At 60.4% G+C, this 19,409-nt stretch carries 14 protein-coding genes; 4 read left to right on the forward strand and 10 right to left on the reverse strand.

From position 1 onward, the window contains the following. Positions 1–259 precede the first annotated feature (259 nt). Complete coding sequence (gene folE, locus ACLIRY_RS12115) at positions 260–880, forward strand: GTP cyclohydrolase I FolE (protein ID WP_413205647.1); 621 nt, start codon at positions 260–262, stop codon at positions 878–880. A 156-nt stretch (positions 881–1,036) separates the two neighbouring features. Further along, positions 1,037–2,485: a TrkH family potassium uptake protein gene (locus tag ACLIRY_RS12120; protein ID WP_413205648.1), complete on the forward strand. Its 1,449-nt coding sequence runs from the start codon at positions 1,037–1,039 to the stop codon at positions 2,483–2,485. Between the two features lie 239 nt (positions 2,486–2,724). On the opposite strand, the gene ACLIRY_RS12125 is transcribed toward ACLIRY_RS12120, so the two are convergent. From ACLIRY_RS12125 to ACLIRY_RS12140, 4 genes are all read right to left on the reverse strand, one after another. Next, positions 2,725–4,698, reverse strand: coding sequence for a MacB family efflux pump subunit (locus ACLIRY_RS12125; RefSeq protein WP_413205649.1), 1,974 nt, complete (start codon positions 4,696–4,698; stop codon positions 2,725–2,727). Between the two features lie 3 nt (positions 4,699–4,701). After that, positions 4,702–5,913 (reverse strand): efflux RND transporter periplasmic adaptor subunit, encoded by a 1,212-nt coding sequence (locus ACLIRY_RS12130; protein ID WP_413205650.1) that lies wholly within the window; start codon positions 5,911–5,913, stop codon positions 4,702–4,704. Between the two features lie 425 nt (positions 5,914–6,338). After that, positions 6,339–6,587 (reverse strand): GlsB/YeaQ/YmgE family stress response membrane protein, encoded by a 249-nt coding sequence (locus ACLIRY_RS12135; protein WP_413205651.1) that lies wholly within the window; start codon positions 6,585–6,587, stop codon positions 6,339–6,341. Between the two features lie 945 nt (positions 6,588–7,532). Next, positions 7,533–7,763, reverse strand: a complete 231-nt coding sequence (locus tag ACLIRY_RS12140) for a DUF1127 domain-containing protein (RefSeq protein WP_413205652.1) — start codon at positions 7,761–7,763, stop codon at positions 7,533–7,535. Positions 7,764–8,168: 405 nt separating this feature from the next. Between ACLIRY_RS12140 and ACLIRY_RS12145 the strand changes: the two genes are divergently transcribed. Further along, positions 8,169–10,286, forward strand: coding sequence for a methyl-accepting chemotaxis protein (locus tag ACLIRY_RS12145; protein ID WP_413205653.1), 2,118 nt, complete (start codon positions 8,169–8,171; stop codon positions 10,284–10,286). A gap of 461 nt (positions 10,287–10,747) precedes the next feature. Here ACLIRY_RS12145 and ACLIRY_RS12150 read toward each other — a convergent pair whose 3' ends face one another. The 6 genes from ACLIRY_RS12150 to ACLIRY_RS12175 form a co-directional block, all read right to left on the reverse strand. Further along, a complete protein-coding gene (locus tag ACLIRY_RS12150) occupies positions 10,748–11,152 on the reverse strand; it encodes a F0F1 ATP synthase subunit epsilon (RefSeq protein ID WP_413205654.1) in 405 nt (134 codons plus the stop codon). Positions 11,153–11,226: 74 nt separating this feature from the next. Continuing rightward, entirely contained in the window at positions 11,227–12,651 is a 1,425-nt protein-coding gene (atpD, locus tag ACLIRY_RS12155) for a F0F1 ATP synthase subunit beta (RefSeq protein WP_413205655.1), read from the reverse strand. A 29-nt stretch (positions 12,652–12,680) separates the two neighbouring features. Beyond that, complete coding sequence (locus ACLIRY_RS12160; RefSeq protein WP_413205656.1) at positions 12,681–13,577, reverse strand: F0F1 ATP synthase subunit gamma; 897 nt, start codon at positions 13,575–13,577, stop codon at positions 12,681–12,683. Between the two features lie 156 nt (positions 13,578–13,733). Continuing rightward, positions 13,734–15,266, reverse strand: coding sequence for a F0F1 ATP synthase subunit alpha (gene atpA, locus ACLIRY_RS12165; RefSeq protein WP_413205657.1), 1,533 nt, complete (start codon positions 15,264–15,266; stop codon positions 13,734–13,736). After that, positions 15,266–15,826, reverse strand: a complete 561-nt coding sequence (locus ACLIRY_RS12170) for a F0F1 ATP synthase subunit delta (RefSeq protein WP_413205658.1) — start codon at positions 15,824–15,826, stop codon at positions 15,266–15,268. The genes atpA and ACLIRY_RS12170 overlap by 1 nt, the downstream gene beginning before the upstream one ends. Positions 15,827–16,078: 252 nt before the next feature. Continuing rightward, positions 16,079–18,427: a primosomal protein N' gene (locus tag ACLIRY_RS12175; protein ID WP_413205659.1), complete on the reverse strand. Its 2,349-nt coding sequence runs from the start codon at positions 18,425–18,427 to the stop codon at positions 16,079–16,081. Positions 18,428–18,599: 172 nt separating this feature from the next. On the opposite strand from ACLIRY_RS12175, the gene ACLIRY_RS12180 reads away from it, so the two are divergent. Then, entirely contained in the window at positions 18,600–19,403 is an 804-nt protein-coding gene (locus tag ACLIRY_RS12180) for a DUF484 family protein (RefSeq protein ID WP_413205660.1), read from the forward strand. Positions 19,404–19,409: the final 6 nt, after the last annotated feature.

Consider the following 19,409-nt stretch of genomic DNA (forward strand, 5'->3'; position numbering starts at 1 on the left):
GAGGAAACCTCACCGTGATACGGATCCCATGATTTTTTACCGGTTTTCTGATCCATAGGACCGCTTGCCCCGTTCAAGATTACTCTCCATGTATCGGAAAGATGACACGCCCTCCCGCACCTCTCCCCCCCGGCGCTTTTGGCCACGGCGGGTCGGCTGGACAACCGAAGGGATCCTATCCGTGAGCACCCATACGCCCGTCTCCCCCCCGGGCCTTTCTTCAAATGAAGGCACCTCGAAGACTTCGAACGCTCCGCAGGTGGCCAAGGCCACGACCACTTGGCCGACCCACAAACCCTCCCGCGAGGAAGCTGAGGCTGCGGTGCGGACATTGATCCGCTGGGCTGGGGACAATCCGAACCGAGAGGGACTGTTCGATACCCCCGCCCGGGTTGCCCGGGCCTACGAGGAATTCTTCGAGGGCTATGAATCCGACCCGGAGGACATCCTGCGCCGCACCTTCGAGGAGGTGGAAGGGTACGATGAAATGGTTCTGCTGCGGGACATCCGCATTGAAAGCCATTGCGAGCACCATATGGTGCCCATCATCGGCAAGCTCCATATCGCCTACTTGCCCAACAAGCGCGTGGTGGGAATCTCCAAGCTGGCTCGCGTCGCCGAGGTTTATGCCAAACGTCTGCAAATCCAGGAAACAATGACCGCCCAAATCGCCAACGCCATCAACACGGTGCTGGAACCCAAGGGCGTCGCCGTGGTCATCGAAGCCGCCCACCAATGCATGACCACCCGCGGTATCCGCAAACCCGGTGTCACCATGGTGACCAGCCGCATGTTGGGTGCCTTCCGCAAAAACTCGGACACACGCCGGGAATTCCTGCATCTGATTGGTCAAAATCGCGCGGGAAGCGGCTCTCTCTAAGACCCTCGGCACGAAAGCGGCTCCGGCCAAAGGCCGTCCCCAGGTCCAGTCTCCTGCGCCTCCGTGATGGACAGGGGACCAAACTGGAGCGATGATACCCCCCGTTTCATTAAAAAGGAGAGCGCGGCTCCAGGCCGGGCTTCCGGGGGTTTCTTCTTGCTAGACCTACGACCCGTCGCGCTCATCAACGGCGTCCTGTTGTGTATCCTGGCTGCGGGGATGATCATTCCCGGAGCAGTGGATGCCATGATGGGCAATGGGGACTGGAGGGTCTTCGCCACCAGCGCAATGGTCACCCTGTTCATCGGGTTGGCCCTGGTTTTCACCTGCCGTACGGACATCGTCCGCCTGACCATCCGCCAGGCCTTTCTGCTCACCACCCTGATCTGGGTCATCCTGCCCGCCTTCGCCGCCCTGCCCTTTGCCTTTTCCGAACTGGATCTGGATTACGCAGATGCCTTTTTCGAGGCCATGAGCGGAATCACCACCACCGGAGCGACCGTCATCGTTGGGCTGGATGTCAGTCCGCCCGGTCTGCTGCTCTGGCGGGGGATCCTTCAGTGGTTGGGGGGGATCGGAATCATCATCATGGCCCTGACCGTCCTGCCCATGCTGCGGGTCGGTGGCATGCAGATGTTCAAGGTTGAGGCCTTCGAAGCCCAGGAAAAGGTCCTTCCCCGGGCCACCTCCCTGGCTTCCGCCCTGGTGGGCATTTACGTCCTGCTGACTGCCCTTTGGGCCATGATGCTGTGGATGGTGGGCATGACCAGCCTGGAAGCGGTGGTTCATGCCATGACGACCATTGCCACCGGGGGCTATTCCACCGCCGACGCCTCGGTGGGGTACTTCCAAAGCTGGCGGATCGACGTGATCATCACATTGGGCATGGTCGTCGGGGGCATTCCCTTTCTGCTGTACTTCCAGGTCGCCCGGGGTAAACCCCTGTCGATTATCCGGGACACCCAAGTCCGCTGGTACCTGATGACCCTGGGCCTGGGTATTCTCAGTGTGGCCGCGTGGCTCTGGTGGGATGGGGGGATGCACCCTGCCCAAGCCCTGCGCTATGCCAGTTTCAACGTCACTTCGGTCATGACCGGAACCGGCTTTGCCACCGCCGACTACTGGCAATGGTCCGGGGTCGCGGTCAGTGTGATGTTCTGCCTGATGTTCGTCGGTGGATGCGCCGGATCGACCAGTTGCGGCATCAAAATCTTCCGCTTCCAGATCCTGGCCGCAACGGCGCGGATCCAGCTTCTGCGCCTGCTCCAGCCCCATGGGGTGTTCATCCCCTATTACAACAAACGGCCCATCGAGGACGGCGTGGCGGAATCGGTCATGGCCTTCTTCTTCCTCTATGGCCTGTGCACCGCACTGCTCACCATTGCACTGGGCGCCCTGGGACTGGACTTTGTCACAGCGCTTTCGGGCGCGGCGACGGCCATTTCCAACGTGGGTCCGGGCCTGGGAGAGATCATTGGCCCCGCAGGCAATTTCTCCTCCCTGCCCGACGCGGCCAAATGGCTGCTGTCCCTGGGTATGTTGTTGGGGCGGCTGGAACTGTTCACCGTCCTGGTCCTGATTATGCCCCGTTTTTGGCGGGGGTAGAGTGACAGGGGGTATTTTCCCGTCACAGGGCTTTGCCAAGTCCTCAACTGGGCTTCTACTTTTATACACCGTTTCCTCGAGAATCCGGAAAACCTGCTTCGCAGTTTCTGGGCTCTGCCCAGACCCGCAAAGGGTCGCGGACCCTTTGATCCCAAATGGGCTTGGGCCATCGCCAAAAAAATGCGAGACACCGTCCTGAGCTGCGGTCGCAAAGCGACCCAACCTGATCCCAGATCACTCTAATCCCGTGTCAGCGCCACCACCGGATCCAGGCGGGAGGCATTGCGCGCGGGCAAATAGCCAAACACAACCCCGATGACCGTCGAGGACAGGACGGCCAGAAGAATGGCATTGCCGGAATAGACCAGAGTGAAACTGCTCCCCACCATGGAAAAGACAAAACCGAATCCCAAGGCCGCAGCGATCCCCAAAACACCACCGATCAGGCAGACCAGAACCGCTTCGATCAGAAACTGGCGCAGGATATCCCCGCGCCGCGCGCCCACTGCCATGCGGATGCCGATTTCCCCCACCCGCTCGGACACCGTGACCAACAGGATGTTCATCACCCCGATGCCTCCGACCAGCAAAGAGATCACCGCGATGGCGGCGATCATCAAGGTCAGTGTTTCCGTGGCACTGGTGATGGTCTCGCGGATATCATCGGTATTGATGATGAAGAAGTCCTTGGAGCCATGGCGCAGGGTCAGCAATTGGGTCACCGCCGCCTCGGCCAGCGAAGGCGCCACATCGTCGGCGACCCGTACGGTAATCCCCCGCAGGGCGGTGCTCCCCGTGAACCGGGCTTGCACCGTCGTATAGGGCAAATAGACATTCAGGTTGTTGCGCCCACCGAACCCCCCTTCCCTGGCCTTAACGACGCCAATGACCCGGCTGGGCACGCTGCCCACCAAAAGGACCTCCCCCAGTCCACCATTGGGCTCATCACCGTACAGGGTCTTGGCGGTGCTGTCGTCGATCACGGCATTCTGGGCCATGGCGGCCACTTCGCCTTCATCGAACAATCGCCCCCGCATCAAGATCATGCCTTCGGCGTCGAAATACTGCTCTCCCACGCCATTGACCAGAGCATTCGCCTCGATGGAGCCGCGACGGGCCGTACCGTTGGTCGATACCGTCGGTGTCACCGCCGCCACATAGGGCTGTTCCTTCAGAACCTCGGCGTCATCCACAACCAGGGTCTTCACCTTACCCGACCGCACATCACCGAAACCCCCTCCGGGGAAAACCTCCAGGGTGTTGGTCCCAAGGCCCCGGATGTCGGACAGCACCTGTTGCCGGGATCCCTCCCCCAGGGCGACGACGCAGACGACCGAAGCGATGCCGATGGTGATCCCCAGCATGGTCAGGAAGGTACGAACCTTATGGGCCCGCATGGACAGGAGAGCCATGCGCAGACTATCACGCAACCGGCGCCATTCTCCCCAAAGACGCGCCTGCCTCGTCTCGGACTTGGGCACCACCTCGACCTGGGCCGGACCGGCTGCCCCCCGTTCCGGGCGCTCGGTGCGGTGGTCGGACAGGATTTCCCCGTCCTTGATTTCAATGATCCGCTCAGCCCGCTCGGCGACGGAGGGGTCATGGGTGACCAGGATCACCGTATGGCCTTCGGCGTGGAGTTCATCGAGGATGCGCAGAACCTCGGCCCCGCTGTGGCTGTCGAGGGCGCCAGTGGGTTCATCGGCGAGGATCACCTCCGCCCCGTTCATCAGTGCCCGGGCGATGGACACCCGCTGCTGCTGGCCACCGGAGAGTTGCCCCGGACGGTGCCCCAGACGGTCGGCCATACCCAAGCGGTCGAGCAGAGCCTCGGCCCGGGTCTTGCGCTCTGATACGGAAAGTCCGGCATAGGTAGCCGGGATCTCCACGTTCCCCGTGGCATCCAGTTCCCCAAGCAAATGATAGCGCTGGAAGATGAAACCGAAATGCTCCCGCCGCAAGGTGGCCAGGGCATCCGGCCCCATGGCTGCCGTATCCCTGCCATCTAGGCGATAGTGCCCTCGATTTGGCCGGTCAAGCAGTCCAAGAATGTTCATCAGGGTGGACTTCCCGGAACCGGAGGCCCCAATGATGGCCACCATCTCGCCCCGGTGAATGGTCAAATCCACCTCTTTTAGGACCGTCAGCAGGCTCTCGCCCGCAGTGAATGACCGGGTGATCCCCCGCAGTTCGATAAGAGGAGTCCGCGCCATGGCCTACAACCTCATCCGCGGGCCGCGCATTTGAAACCCGCTCCCTTCCACCGGAGCGACCCCGGTAACCACCTTGTCCCCGATCTCCAGCCCGGACAGAACCTGGGCCCGGGATTTATCGTTCAAGCCAACGGTAACCGTCCGCTCCTCCATGGTGCCATCGGACACAAGTACCCGGACCCGATAAGCCCCATCGGGACCGACGGGTCCAAGGGCCGAGGCGGGGACCAAGGGCACGTCCTTGGCAAAGCCGACGACGATTTTCGCCTCTGCTGTCATATAAGTACGCAGGGCGCCATCCGGATTGGGTACGGTGAAGACACCGTTGTAATAGATCGCCGAGGCCGAAGTGGACGACGTACTGGAGGTCCCACCCAGGGCGCTGTCACTGGTGATGGATGTGGGAGCGGGCTCGATGGCATCCAACTTGGCCTCCCGTACCCGCTTGGAATCCCCCAGGACCGTGAAGCGCACGGCCATCCCTGGCGCCACCTTGAGCACATCGACCTCGGAGATCTCCACGCGGACGGTCATGCGTTCCAACTGGCCCAGGACGATAATGGTCGGTGCAGACTGGGTGGCGTTCACCGTCTGCCCCTCCTGGGTAACAATGGCCAGAACCGTCCCATCCATGGGTGCCGTCACTTTGGTATGGCTCAGGTTCAATTCGGCGGTTTCCACGGCCACCTCGGCCTCGACAATCTGGGCCTCCAGGGCCGCAATCTGCGCCCGGGTCGTGGCCACCGATGCCACTGCCAGATCATAATTGGCCTGGGAGGAGGCCCGCCGTGCCAAGGTCTTCGCCTGTCGGCTCCGGTCGGCCTCAGCCTGGACCAGGGTCGCTTCCTTCTCTGCCCTCTGAGCCCGCAGGTTATCAACCGAGGCCTTGGCCGTGCGCAGGGCATTTTCCTGGCTGGTGGACTCGATCTCGGCCACCAGTTCCCCTTCCTTGATCGCCTGCCCCAGGGAAACGGCCAAATTCAACACCCGGCCGGACACCTGAGCCCCCACGGCAACCAGCTTCTCGGGCTTCAAGGTGCCCGTGGCCAAAACCGTTTCCTCGATATCGCCCCGTGTCACCGGAGTGGTGAGCACCTGCGTTTCCTTGGCGACATCGGAACGGGTTGCCCAATACCAAGCCGCAACCGCCCCACCCCCCAGCAAAAGAAGAAGGGCCAAGCCCATGATCCATTTTTTACCTGCGGCCATGGTCATGCCGAGGCTCCTTTCTCGCGATACGCCACCGACTCTGCGCGGGCTCTGGTTACATCTGTTCGGCCTCGTGCTTCTGCTCGCCAGCAGACGGTCCGCACCATTGGCTTTGGATCAAATCATCGGCTTTCACAGAACACGATCGTGTCTTGTATGTTTTTGGGCGATTGTCCAAAGCCCCATTTTTGTTTGATCTATAAGGGCATGGGATCTGGGGTTTTACGCCCCGGTGGGGGACAGGGCAAAGCCCCGTGACGGGAAAACACCCCCTGTCGTGTATCGTGATCCGCATTAAACCGGACAGGCCCAACCGCATCCCCCATGCCACGGTCGCCAAACCTCTTCGATCTCCCTGACCGACGGAAATAACAAAGGCGGGCTGTGTGACCCCCATGTCACACAGCCCGCCCCAAAATATTGACGTCGCACTATTTCTTAATCGTCCGGTAGACAAAGAGCAGGATCACCGCCCCCAGGACAGCCAGCGCGAAACTCACAAAATTGAATCCGCTCACCGCACCGATCCCAAGCGCGCGACCGATAAAGCCTCCAACAACCGCACCAACGATGCCCAGGATAACGGTAATGATGAAGCCGCCGGGATCCTTCCCCGGCATCAGCATCTTTGCGACAACGCCAGCCAACAGGCCAAAAACAATCCACGCGATAATACCCAAATCCGCCTCCCAATTTTGATGAACCACCGTTGTATGTAGGAACGGTAAGAGCGGGGAGAAAGGTTAAGAAACAGACAAATTGCCGCAAAGCGAGAATCCGGCACCCTCTGCAAAACGAAGCGAGGAGGGATGATCGTGTTATACTCTGTCTCCTTGAAAAGCCGAAAAACGCGGGGCTTTACCCCGGACCCCCATTTGGGATCAACGGGTTCGAGACCCTTTGCGGGTCTGGGCCGAGCCCAGAACCTGCGAAACACAGTTTCCGGATTTTCGAGGACGCGGTGTATATATGATCCAAGATTCCCCCTCCTCCCCCACTTGGCTGGCTGTCGAATTTAGCCAAATCAGGGACGAAACATGCGCAATGGGAGCAGCTGTTGAAAGTTGCGTTCTTATTTTGCGAGAAAAAGATCCATTTTTGCGCGATTTGCCTGAAATCCCCTCAAATCCGACAGGCTCCTAGAGAGGGGTTTTTCTACGCAACCTGTAGACTTTCTGCTCTCGACCAAGTCACGGTCAAATCTGGCCCCTTTTGCCCCTATTAAATCACAAGACCGCCCCCTTGACGCCCAAACCTTATACCAAGGTGCGGTGAGCTTGACTCAGCGCACCTTGGAAGCGGCCAAGTGGCCGCCGCGCCTTATGGCGCGTAAAAGCCCGCCTGACCTTTGAACGCAAGAAAAGCGGCGTGGGTTTCAACCCGCGCCGCTTGGTATTAGGCAAAACAAAGGGGCCTTGGACGACATCCCGTCCAAGGCCCCCTTGTGACATACCCTTCCCCTCCCGCAGGAGACAGAAGGGACAATCCTAGAGTGAAATGGGATCAGCTTGGAACAAGCTGGCCCCATTTCACTCTAATTATATAGAGTTTAGAGTGCCTTCGAGGCCAAGTTGGGCCGCAAAGTGGCCCAACTTGATCTCGGAGCCCTCTCGTCCCAATTCCCGTTACTGGGTTGCGACACCACGGATCGCCACCGCGCGTTCATCCCTAGCGGCTCCGTTGACCCGAGCGGTCCTTGACCGGTAATCAACCACCCGGTTGATGTCGGCGCGACGCAACCCAATGTCGGCCAGCAGGTGGTCGTCCAACCGGTGCAGGTCCTGGCGGGCCTTCCAGATTTCGACGCGGTGCGAAAGGGCGGCGAGAAGGTGGTCTAAAAGTCCGGTACGCATCATGCTCTCTTTTTCTTCTTGAAGCTCGTTTGGTGGCCGACAATAGGCGTCCCCATTTCAGTAACGGGACTTCGTCAACCGGATGTCTATTACGTTGGCCGGGGGTATAAACCCGAGAGAGAAAGAGGAGTACCGCCAAATCCGCATGGCCGAAATCTCCGCAGCGCGGGACTAAAGTACCAACATCTCCGACCAGAGGCGCAAAGTTCACCTCATTCTAAGGGAAAACACGGATATCATTTCTCATCATATCATCGCTTTAATAGTATGACCGGTACCACATCGGTGGACGGCCCGGGTCCGAAGGGGCTCTCCGGGTTCAGGGAAGAAACGGGACTCATTAGGCAAGGGCATGCCAAGGGAGTCTAAAAAATCAAAAGAGTGAAACGCATGCATTTCGGAATCAGAATGAAATTGATCACTGCCTTTGTGGCCGTGACCCTTTTGATTGTTCTCACTTCTGGCGTTGGCATTTACGCCATAGGCGATCTTCGCCGAGCGCTATCCGAGGTCGCCTCGACAAGTCTGCCTCGGGTCACCACCGCCTATACTCTGGACAGCGCCGTCAATCAGGTTCTCTCTCAAGTCACCGTCCTGATGACAGGAAACGTGGAAGAGCCGGAAAAGGAATGGGACGCTGTCGAAACCCAATTGAACTTAAGCAAGGAGATCATCGCTTCCTTGGCGGCAACAGGCGTACCAGATGAAAAAATCACGGAGTTGCGCGCCCAGATTGCCGCGTTGGTGGACAACCTGAAACGCGTACGCGCACTGCTGGGCAAGCGCACAAAACTGGTAAGCGGGGAAGAAGCCTTGTCCAGCAAGGTTGACGAAGCCCAAAACAATGTGACCGACTTGACCCGACTGATGATCAGCGTTGACCGTCAGGCCGCCGATAGTCTTGCCGCTAAGGCCGAGAAACTCGATGATCTGGCCCTCGGCACGACCCGTCAGGATCTCGTCAAATTGTTGAAAGATAGCGTTCGAGTCACGACGAACCTGGACAATATGAATTGGGTGCGCAGCGCCTTAACCGATTTCCGAGTGGAGCTGAACCGGGTTCTCACGGAAACCGACCCCAATCTCTTGGCCGCCCGCGCCTTCCGGATGTCACTGATCCTCAACGATTTACCGAAGCACGTCACGGGTCAACCCGGTGGAGTCGTCAAAGCCCTGACGGAGATGTTCAACTCTTTGAAGGGGATCACCGGTAAAGGAGAAGGCAGCGCCATCAGTATTCGGACGCAACAGCTGGACTTGGAGAAGGAACTCTCCACCCTCATGATGGAGAATCATGGTAGCTCCGCCCGCCTTGCCACCCTGGTCAGCGGTCTCGGGGGCCAAGCCAACGATACCGCGACAACTGCAGCGGCCAAAGCCAATAAACGTGCGGAGACGATGCTGGCTACCGCCACCGGATTGGCCGTCGCCGGTGTGATCCTCTCCCTCTTGATCATCATCTTCTTCGTGGTGCGTTACCTGAACCGTCGCTTGCAAGAAATTGGTGCCGTCATGGTCTCCCTGGCCGATGGCGATCTTGATGTGACTATTCCGCCTGCCAACGATGATGCAATCGGGCGGATGGCGGCCTCAGCCGAGCGCTTCCGCCAAAATGCCCTGCGCATGCAGGAAATGGAGCGCGAGCGGCAAGTCACTGCCCAAGCTGCAGAGCGGGAAAAGCGCGCCGTCTTGGCTCAAACCGCGCAGGAGTTCGAAGGGGAGGTGCGCCACCTTCTGGAAAACATGGCCGAAGCCGCCCGCGGGTTAGGCGAGGAAGCCGACATCATGACCCGCTCCGCTTTGGAGACCAAGGAACGGGCGGCGGAGGTGTCTCGAGCCTCAGCCGTCGCCGAAGACGGGGTGCGAACCGTTGCGGCAGCAGCAGAGGAACTTTCCATCTCCATCCGAGGAATTGATCAGAACGTCCAGACCTCCTCCGAAACATCCAACGAAGCCGTCACCGCCTCCTCCGCCTCGACGGAGCGGATTACAGGCTTGGCGTCCGTCGCCGCCCAAGTGGGCGAAGTGCTGACCCTGATCCAGGATATTGCGGAGCAAACCAATCTGTTGGCGCTCAACGCCACCATCGAAGCCGCCCGTGCCGGAGATGCCGGCAAGGGGTTCGCCGTTGTTGCCAATGAAGTGAAGAACCTCGCCAACCAAACAGCCAAGGCGACGGAACAAATCGGCCAACAGATTGCCGAAATGCGGGGGGCAACCGATGGCGCTGTGGAGGGGATCCGCTCCGTGGGCGAAGTCATCGGCCGCATCAATGAGATCAATGGCGCCGTGACCTCTGCAGTCCAGGAGCAATCCTCAGCCACCAATGAAATCGCCCAAAGCGCCCTACGAGCCGCGAAAGGAACCGAAGATGTGAATCAGAATATCGACAAGGTCATGGATGCGGCAACGTCATCAGAGCAGTCTTCGGCCAAGGTGCTATCCGCAAGCCGAGCAGTCTCCGACCAATCCATCCAGCTCCGGGACGCCGTAGGAAGCTTCCTGGATCGGCTGCGGGCCGGGTAAAAACACCAGAGAATGGCTCCGTTCCTTTGGAGCCATCCCTTCCGTTTGGTCCTGACTTCCGAATAATCTGCACTTTTTACCGAGATGCTGGAGTCGTTCGTGATCAAATTGGGCCGCATTGGCGGACAGGGTAAACGACAGTGTCTTGTCTTTTTTGGGCGATTGCCCAAGCCCATTTGGGGGCATATGCCCCCAACCCCCCTTTTTTTTAGCCCACGGGGCTGGGGCCTTGCGGCCCCGGTGGGAGACGGTGCAAAGCCCCGTGACGGGAAAGCACCGGCTGTCGTGCGCCGTGGTTCGCCGACCAACTTGGCCTCAGTAGAGTGTCGCGCGATCGAGAGGCAATGATTGGAGTAGGATTCGGCTCCACCTGTTGCTCAGGCGTCCCTTCCGCTCTGCTCAAAATAAAAGGCCCGAACGTTACCGTCCGGGCCCATATCTTTCGCCTTTGTGAGGAGACCTCAGCCCTTGGCAGCATCCGCCAGGGCCTGGGCGATGTCTTTCGCGAAGGCTGCCGCAGCCTTCTCCTCATCGCTGCTGGCTTCCTTGAGGCGATCATCCGCCGCCTGGAGGCGCTTCTGAATATCCTCTGAGGAAATCTCAGCCAAATCGATGGCTTCATCGGCTAGAACCGTGCAGCGCTCTTCATTCACTTCGGCGAAACCGCCCGCGATGAAGATACGACGCTCGACCTTGCCACCGTTATAAATGGCAATCGCCCCGGGGCGAACGGTGGACAGAAGGGGCGCGTGCCGCGGCATGGCACCGAAATCTCCCTCGCTCCCGGGGATGACAGCCATCTCCACCGGCTCAGAGAACAGTAGCCGTTCCGGCGACACCAGTTCAAATTCAGTCGTCTCGGCCATTACCGGCCCTCCGCTCGTCTAAACAGGAAGGAAAGCCGCACGCGAAGGACACTCCGCGTGCGACATCCGCGTCATTACGCGGCTTCGGCAGCCATCTTTTTGGCCTTTTCGATGGCCTCATCCATGTTGCCGACCATGTAGAAAGCCTGCTCAGGCATGTGATCGTATTCACCTTCGACCAGACCCTTGAAGCCTTTGACGGTATCTTCCAGGGACACCAGCTTACCCGGCGATCCGGTGAAGACCTCGGCCACGTGGAACGGCTGAGACAGGAAGCGCTGAATCTTACGGGCGCGAGACACGACCAGCTTATCTTCTTCCGACAGCTCGTCCATACCCAGGATGGCGATGATGTCCTGCAGAGACTTGTAGGTCTGCAGAACCCGCTGCACTTCACGGGCCACCGTGTAGTGCTCCTGACCAACCACATGCGGATCCAGGGCGCGGGAGGTGGAGTCCAGCGGATCCACGGCCGGGTAAATGCCCAGCTCGGCAATGGAGCGGTTCAGGGTGGTGGTGGCGTCCAAGTGGGCAAACGACGTGGCAGGCGCCGGGTCGGTCAAGTCATCGGCAGGCACGTAGATGGCCTGAACCGAGGTGATCGAGCCCTTCTTGGTCGAGGTAATGCGCTCTTGCAGGGCTCCCATGTCGGTGGCCAGCGTCGGCTGATATCCCACCGCAGAAGGAATACGACCCAGCAGAGCCGACACTTCCGAACCGGCCTGGGTAAAGCGGAAAATGTTGTCCACGAAGAACAGCACGTCCTGACCTTCTTCGTCGCGGAAGTACTCGGCCTGGGTCAGACCGGACAGAGCGACACGGGCACGGGCGCCTGGGGGCTCGTTCATCTGGCCATACACCAGAGACACCTTGGAATTATCGCCTTCAAGGTCAATAATGCCGGCGTCGATCATTTCATAATACAGGTCGTTGCCTTCGCGGGTCCGCTCACCGACGCCCGCAAACACGGAATATCCGCCATGCCCCTTGGCGACGTTGTTGATCAATTCCTGAATCAACACGGTCTTGCCCACACCGGCACCGCCGAACAAACCAACCTTACCACCCTTGGTATAGGGGGCGATCAAATCAATGACCTTAATGCCCGTCACCAGGATCTCGGTATCCGTGGCCTGATCGGCGAAAGGAGGGGCGTCCCGGTGAATCGGATAACGCTTTTCGGTGACCACAGGGCCACGCTCGTCCACCGGTTCGCCTAGAACGTTCATGATACGACCCAGAACCTGAGGACCCACTGGAACCATAATGGGGTTCCCGGTGGCGGTCACATCCTGCCCACGGGTCAATCCGTCGGTCCCATCCATGGCGATGGTCCGGACGGTGTTTTCGCCCAAATGCTGCGCCACTTCGAGAACGAGACGGGATCCATTGTTGTCGACTTCCAGGGCCGACATAATTTCGGGAAGCTCGCCTTCGAACTTCACGTCAACGACAGCGCCCATCACCTGGCTGATCGTACCGACGTTGGTCTTCGCCATAAGTACTACTCCTGAATATCGGTCGCGCTTTAAAGGGCCTCGGCACCGGAGATGATCTCGATCAGCTCTTTGGTGATTTGCGCCTGTCGCGTGCGGTTGTAAGTAAGGGTCAGCTTCTTGATCATATCGCCCGCATTGCGGGTCGCGTTGTCCATGGCGGTCATACGCGCACCCTGCTCAGAAGCGAAGTTCTCGAGAAGACCCCGATAGATCTGGATGGCCACGTTCTTGGGCAGCAGGGCGTCGAGGATCCCTTCCTCGGACGGCTCATATTCGTAGATCGCCTTGGCTCCGGCGGCCGACACCGCGTCATTATCGTTGACGGCCTCGGGCAAAGCGAAGGGAATGATCTGCTGCTTGGTGACGATCTGAGAGATCGCCGACTTGAAGGTATTGTAGACGATCGTGCAGACATCGAACTCGCCCGCTTCGAACATCTTCAGAACCCTCGTGCCGATGTCGTCGGCCACGGAGAACCCGATCGCTTTGGTTCCCAGTTCATCGGTGAACCCAACGATATCCTTGGCGTACTCCCGCTTCAGGGCATCGTTCCCCTTCTTACCCACGCATAGGACTTTTACCGTCTTACCCTGGGCCTTCAGGTCCTGAATAAGAAGGCGAGAAGCGCGGATGATGGAGCCGTTAAAGCCGCCGCAAAGACCGCGATTCGCAGTCATCACGACAACCAAATGGGTATCGTCCTTGCCGGTCCCGGCCAAGAGCGGGGAAGCCCCAGCGGTCCCGGCAACCGAAGCCGCCAAGTTGCCGAGCATGCGTTCCATGCGCTGGGCATAGGGCCGCGCCGCTTCGGCGTTTTCCTGCGCTCTGCGCAGACGCGATGCGGCGACCATCTTCATCGCCGAGGTGATCTTCTGGGTCGACTTGACCGAGGTGATCCGGCTTCTGAGGTCTTTAAGGCTGGCCATGGTTTAATGGTCCCTTTCGGGTTAATCCCGTCCGTCGGAGATCAAAGTGGCGGGCGGAAAAGTGAAAACCGAATGTCCGCTCCGTCCACCACTCACCTATTTTCTAGGTCACAGGATCCGCGTCACATGGCATCCCCATATGACGCGGATTGAGACTTAGGCGAACTTCTTACCGAAGTCACCAAGGAAGCTTACCAGCTTGGCCTCAGTTTCCTTCGACAGGACTTTCTCCGTCCGGATTGTTTCCAGAATGTCGGCCCCAGAGCTACGCAACTCGCTCAGCAGCGATGCCTCATAGCGGTTGACGTCTGTCAGCTTCAGACCATCGATGTACCCTTTGGTACCAGCGAAAATCACGCAGACCTGTTCTGCCACCGAAAGCGGAGAGTACTGAGGCTGCTTCAACAGCTCCGTCAAACGGGACCCGCGAGCCAACAGCTTCTGGGTAGCCGGATCCAGATCAGAGGCGAACTGTGCGAACGCAGCCATCTCTCGATACTGGGCCAGCTCCAGTTTGATGGAGCCCGCAACTTGCTTCATCGCCTTGACCTGCGCGGAAGACCCCACACGGGAGACAGACAGACCAACGTTCACGGCCGGGCGGATACCCTTGAAGAACAGGTCCGTCTCCAGGAAGATCTGGCCATCGGTGATGGAAATCACGTTGGTCGGAATATAGGCCGACACGTCATTTGCCTGGGTTTCGATGACCGGCAGGGCCGTCAGGGATCCAGAGCCGTGATCGTCGTTCAGCTTACAGGCGCGTTCCAGCAGACGAGAGTGAACATAGAACACGTCGCCCGGGAAAGCCTCGCGCCCGGGAGGACGACGCAGCAGCAGGGACATCTGGCGATAGGCGACGGCCTGCTTGGACAGGTCATCGTAGAAGATGGCCGCATGCATGCCGTTATCGCGGAAGAACTCACCCATGGTGCAGCCGGTATAGGGCGCCAGATATTGCACCGGGGCCGGATCAGACGCGGTCGCTGCGACCACGATGGTGTAATCCAGCGCACCATGCTCGGCCAGAACCTTCATCACCTGGGCAACCGTGGACCGCTTCTGACCGATGGCCACGTAGACGCAGAACAACTTCTCGCTGTCGTTCGTAGCCTTATCGTTCACCGCCTTCTGGTTCAGGATGGTGTCCAGGATGACGGCAGTCTTACCAGTTTGACGGTCACCAATCACCAATTCGCGCTGACCACGTCCAATGGGGATCAGGCTGTCGATGGCCTTGATGCCGGTCTGCACGGGCTCGTGCACAGACTTCCGGGGAATGATGCCCGGCGCCTTCACGTCGGCCCGGGCACGGGTGACATCGGTCAGATCGCCCTTGCCATCAATGGGATTACCCAGACCGTCAACGACGCGGCCCAACAGGCCCTTGCCAACGGGAACGTCCACGATGGACTTGGTCCGCTTGACGACGTCGCCTTCCTTGATGCCCCAGTCATTACCGAAAATCACGATACCGACGTTATCGCTTTCCAGGTTGAGGGCCATCCCCTTCACACCGTTGGCGAATTCCACCATCTCACCGGCCTGGACATTATCCAGACCGTGGACACGAGCGATACCGTCACCGACGGAGAGAACCTGACCGACTTCGGCAGATTCAGCCTCGGCACCGAAATTGGCGATCTGTTCCTTGAGGATCGCGGAGATTTCCGCGGCGCGGATATCCATCACCCAACCCCTTTCATGGCGAGTTGCAACCGTTTGAGCTTTGTGCTGAGGGAACTATCGACCATGCGCGATCCAATGCGCACAACCATACCGCCGAGAATGGCGGGGTCCACCGTAGCTTCGATGGACACCTCGTTCCCCATGGCTTCTTTCAGTGCCGCGGCAAGCGCGCCCTGCTGGGCTTGCGTCATCGCCTTGGCTGTCGACACATGGGCTGTCACCTCGCCCCTGGCTGTCGCCAAGCGGACCAGGAAAGCCTTGATCATGCCAGGGAGGGCAAAAGCGCGCCGATTCGACGCGGCCAAGCCCATAAAATTCTTCACGACCTCTGAGAACCCCGCCTTATCGGCAAGGGCACCGAGGGCCCGCTGTTGCTCCAGGCGGCCCAAGATGGGGCTCGCGATGACGCGACGCAGATCCTCGCTCTCTTCGAGCATGGTTTTCAACGAGCGGAGGTCGGTGGCCACTTGATCAAGCGCGCCCCGTTCGTCCGCCAGCTCATAGAGCGCCGCCGCATAGCGGTCGGCAACTCCGGTAACTCCTGCCATATCGGATGACACGTGCGATAGCCCCAATATTAGCGTTCGAACGACTCCCGCCCGAATGGCGCAAGTCATTGAAATTGATGGGGATCCGCGACCTCGGACTGAGACGCTTCCCCCAAGCGCGGGGGCTATCTAGCACAGACCATACTCGCATGCAACATGCGTGGCCTCTCACGGGAGCCCCTGTTAAACCCGCCGTCCCAACCGTCAACCACCCCCCACTTTGCAAGTCCCCCGGGGATCACTGACACGGCGTGACGGCGCGGACTATAAGAAGGAAAGGGGGTCCACGTCCACCTGAACCTTCACACTTGATGGAATTGGCGTCCGGGAGAGCCATTCCGCCACCATTCCCTGGACCCGAACCCCCTTTTCCGCCTTGAGGAGCAACCGATGCCGGTGGCGTCCCCTCAGCATGGATAGGGGGGCGGGCGCAGGCCCCAAAACATCGACTCCCGCAGCCAGGGGAGCCGTCCGCCCGAGAGCCCGGGCCGCAGCCTGGGCGGCTGCTGGATCCGTCGAGGATACAATGAGGGCCACCAACCGTCCATGGGGAGGCCAGCACAGCGCCCGGCGCTCCTCGGTCTCCGTATCAATGAACCGGTCAGCGTCTCCCGTTGCCAAGGCTTCCATGACCGGATGGCCGGGATCCACGGTCTGAATGAGAACCCGCCCCGGCCGATCCGCCCGGCCCGCCCGGCCCGCCACCTGATGCAAAAGCTGGTGGGTGCGTTCAGCGGCCCGCAGATCTCCCCCGGACAGCCCCAAATCCCCATCCACGACGCCCACCAAGGTCAGGGCCGGGAAATGATGCCCCTTGGCCATGATCTGGGTCCCGACAATCAGGTTGACCGCGCCCGAGCGCACCCGCTCGGCCATGGCACGGGCCTCCTTGGGGCCTGGCAGGGTATCGCTGGCGGCAACCTCCAGATGGGCTTCGGGGAATCGGAACAGGGCTTCTTCGGCCAAACGCTCCACGCCGGGGCCACAAGGGGCAAGGCTATCGGGCGCCTCGCAGGAAGGGCAGGTATCAGGCAAAGGCATCTGGAAGTCACAGTGGTGACACTGCAGCCGCCTGGTCCGGCGGTGCTCCACCAACCAAGCCGTACAGCGGGGACACTGGAGCCGGTGCCCGCAGGTTCGGCACAGGGTGAGCGGCGCGTAGCCCCGGCGGTTCAAATAGAGAAGCACCTGCTCCCCCGCAGCCAGGGCTTCGCGGGTGGCCTGAATCAGAGGCGGGCTGAGCCATCCCATGCGCGCCTGTTCGTGGCGAACAACCGATTTGGCCTGCACTCCTGATGCTGCCCCATTGCCGTCGACAACACCGTCCTTGGCCCCGTCTTCGACCTTGGCCCCGCCTTCGACAATCACCGGTTCCGGCTGCCATTTCTCCGGTTTGTGGCGCCGCAGGTCGATCAATTCAATGCGCGGTAGGCTCGCCCCGCCATGGCGACTGGGCAGAAGGATATGACCATAGCGTCCCTGGCGGGCATTCTCGATCGTTTCCAGCGAGGGCGTAGCCGAGGCGAGCACCACCGGAAAGGCGCCTAAGCGCCCCCGGACAACGGCCATATCCCGGGCATTGTAGGTCACACCGTCCTCCTGCTTGAAAGCGGAGTCGTGCTCTTCGTCGACGACGATCAATCCCAGATCCGGAAAGGGCAGAAAGAGGGCCGATCGGGCCCCCACCACAACCTGTGCCCGCCCCAGGGCCACGGCCCGCCACGCCTTCTTGCGCCCCGCCTGCCCCATTTGGGAGTGCCATTGCACGGGCTCCACGCCAAAGCGGGCGGCGAATCGGTCCGGCCACTGGGCCGCCAAGGCAATTTCCGGCAGCAAAACCAGGACTTGCCGTCCCAGGCGCAGGCATTCGGCCATCGCCTCAAAATAGACCTCCGTCTTGCCCGACCCCGTCACGCCATCCAGCAGAGTCGTGGAGAACCCACCCGACACCAGGCTGCGCAACCGACTGGCTGCGGCTCCTTGTTCTTCGGAAAGGGGAAAACCCGCTTGGTCGGGATCCGGGCGGGGGGGCTCCCACTCCCGCGACAGGGTCAGGGAGTGCAGCAGCCCCGCCTTGCCCATGGCCGTGATGACCGAAGGACTTACCGCAGCCTCCCGCGCCAGATCGGCGGTGGCAAAGGGCATGGCTCCATGGTCTGCCAAGACGGCCAAAACCCGCTTGCGCGCGGCCGTCAACCGCAGGGTATCTCCCTCCACACCCGGAGTCGCCACCCAGGCGGGGGTGCCACTGGGGGGCTCCAGGGCATCGGGCACGCTGAGCGCCATGCGCAGCACAGCCCCCCGAGGTTGCACCGTATAGGCCGCCACCCAATCGACCAATGCCAACAGGGATGGCGGCAAAGGAGGGAGAGGCAAGACGGCGTTGAGCGGCTTCAGTCGGGCGGCCTCCACCTCCCCTTCCCCAGGTCCCAGCACCACACCAACAACCTCCCGCCGTCCCAAGGGGACCCGGGCCAGGGTACCCGGAGGCGGCTCTTCCATGCCCTCCGGAACCAGATAATCATAGGCCCCGGCCAGCGGCAGAGGCAAAAGGACGGAGACGCGCCGTTCCGAAAACAGAGGCAGCCTAGGGCTGGCGGGGGCTATGGCCATGGTCTACACTCCACCATCCAAAGGGGCGTCCAATAAGTGTCGTGAAATCGGAAACATCACATGGCAGGCAATAGGGAACCTGGGTCGCGGGCTCAAGCCCCCAGATGTACGCCATCGTCGCGCCGGACGCGACCCATCTTGACGTCGGCACCGGTTTGGGTCCAAGCCATGGGTGACATTCGTATTTTTGACCGCAGGCATGGGAGGGCGATCCGTGGGAGACGCCGGTGACAAGCTTAGGAACAAACCGTCTTCGGCCGACTTGGACGAGGCCTCCGTGCTCGGTTACCTGTTGGAGAATCCGGATTTCCTGATGGATCATCCGGAGGTTCTGATGGTGGCCACCCCGCCCGCCCGCTTCGAGGAAGCCGGAGACGACAAGGTGGTGGATATCCAACATGTCATGCTCAAGCGGCTGCAGACAGAAATGGCCGACCTGCAGGATTGCGCCGAACAACTGATCATCACGACCCGCTCCAACATGGCCACCCAGAAAGGCACGCTTGAGGCGGCGGCGGCTGTCATGGATTGCGAAGGCCTGTCCTCCCTTGCCCAGGTCATCGCCGAAGACCTGCCCATGCTACTGGACGTGGATCACTGCTCCCTGCGCCTGGAGCGCCATGTGGAACCCCCAGCGGACATGGAGGGAGACATGGACGGGATTGGAATTGACACGGACTTTGACGTGGCCACCCTGCCCGCAGGCTTCGTCGAAGCCCTGTTCGGCGCCGAAGCCCATGCCGTCCTCCGCCCCTCTGTCGACGCCGAAGAGGTTCTGTATGGCCAAGCTGCCAGAGTCATTCGCTCTGACGCCCTGGTGCGCATCGACGCGGGTTCCGACCTGCCGCCGGGTATTTTCGCCCTCGGCACCCGGGTGGAAGGCACCTTCGAGCCGGAAATGGCGCTGGATCTCTTGCTCTTCCTCGCCCGGGTCGTCGAACATGCTGTGCGCCGTTGGGCGCCGGAGAGCCTGTAAGCGGAA

This window comes from Rhodospirillum sp. A1_3_36, assembly GCF_047263945.1.
Taxonomy (GTDB): Bacteria; Pseudomonadota; Alphaproteobacteria; order Rhodospirillales; family Rhodospirillaceae; genus Rhodospirillum.

Bases quoted from the DNA above. Each gene is read 5' to 3' on its own strand.
- ACLIRY_RS12150 (WP_413205654.1), bottom strand. From the start codon at position 11,152: ATGGCCGAGACGACTGAATTTGAACTGGTGTCGCCGGAACGGCTACTG.
- atpA (WP_413205657.1), bottom strand. From the start codon at position 15,266: ATGGATATCCGCGCCGCGGAAATCTCCGCGATCCTCAAGGAACAGATC.
- ACLIRY_RS12130 (WP_413205650.1), bottom strand. From the start codon at position 5,913: ATGACCATGGCCGCAGGTAAAAAATGGATCATGGGCTTGGCCCTTCTT.
- ACLIRY_RS12140 (WP_413205652.1), bottom strand. From the start codon at position 7,763: ATGATGCGTACCGGACTTTTAGACCACCTTCTCGCCGCCCTTTCGCAC.
- ACLIRY_RS12175 (WP_413205659.1), bottom strand. From the start codon at position 18,427: ATGGCCATAGCCCCCGCCAGCCCTAGGCTGCCTCTGTTTTCGGAACGG.
- atpD (WP_413205655.1), bottom strand. From the start codon at position 12,651: ATGGCGAAGACCAACGTCGGTACGATCAGCCAGGTGATGGGCGCTGTC.
- ACLIRY_RS12125 (WP_413205649.1), bottom strand. From the start codon at position 4,698: ATGGCGCGGACTCCTCTTATCGAACTGCGGGGGATCACCCGGTCATTC.
- ACLIRY_RS12160 (WP_413205656.1), bottom strand. From the start codon at position 13,577: ATGGCCAGCCTTAAAGACCTCAGAAGCCGGATCACCTCGGTCAAGTCG.
- ACLIRY_RS12145 (WP_413205653.1), top strand. From the start codon at position 8,169: ATGAAATTGATCACTGCCTTTGTGGCCGTGACCCTTTTGATTGTTCTC.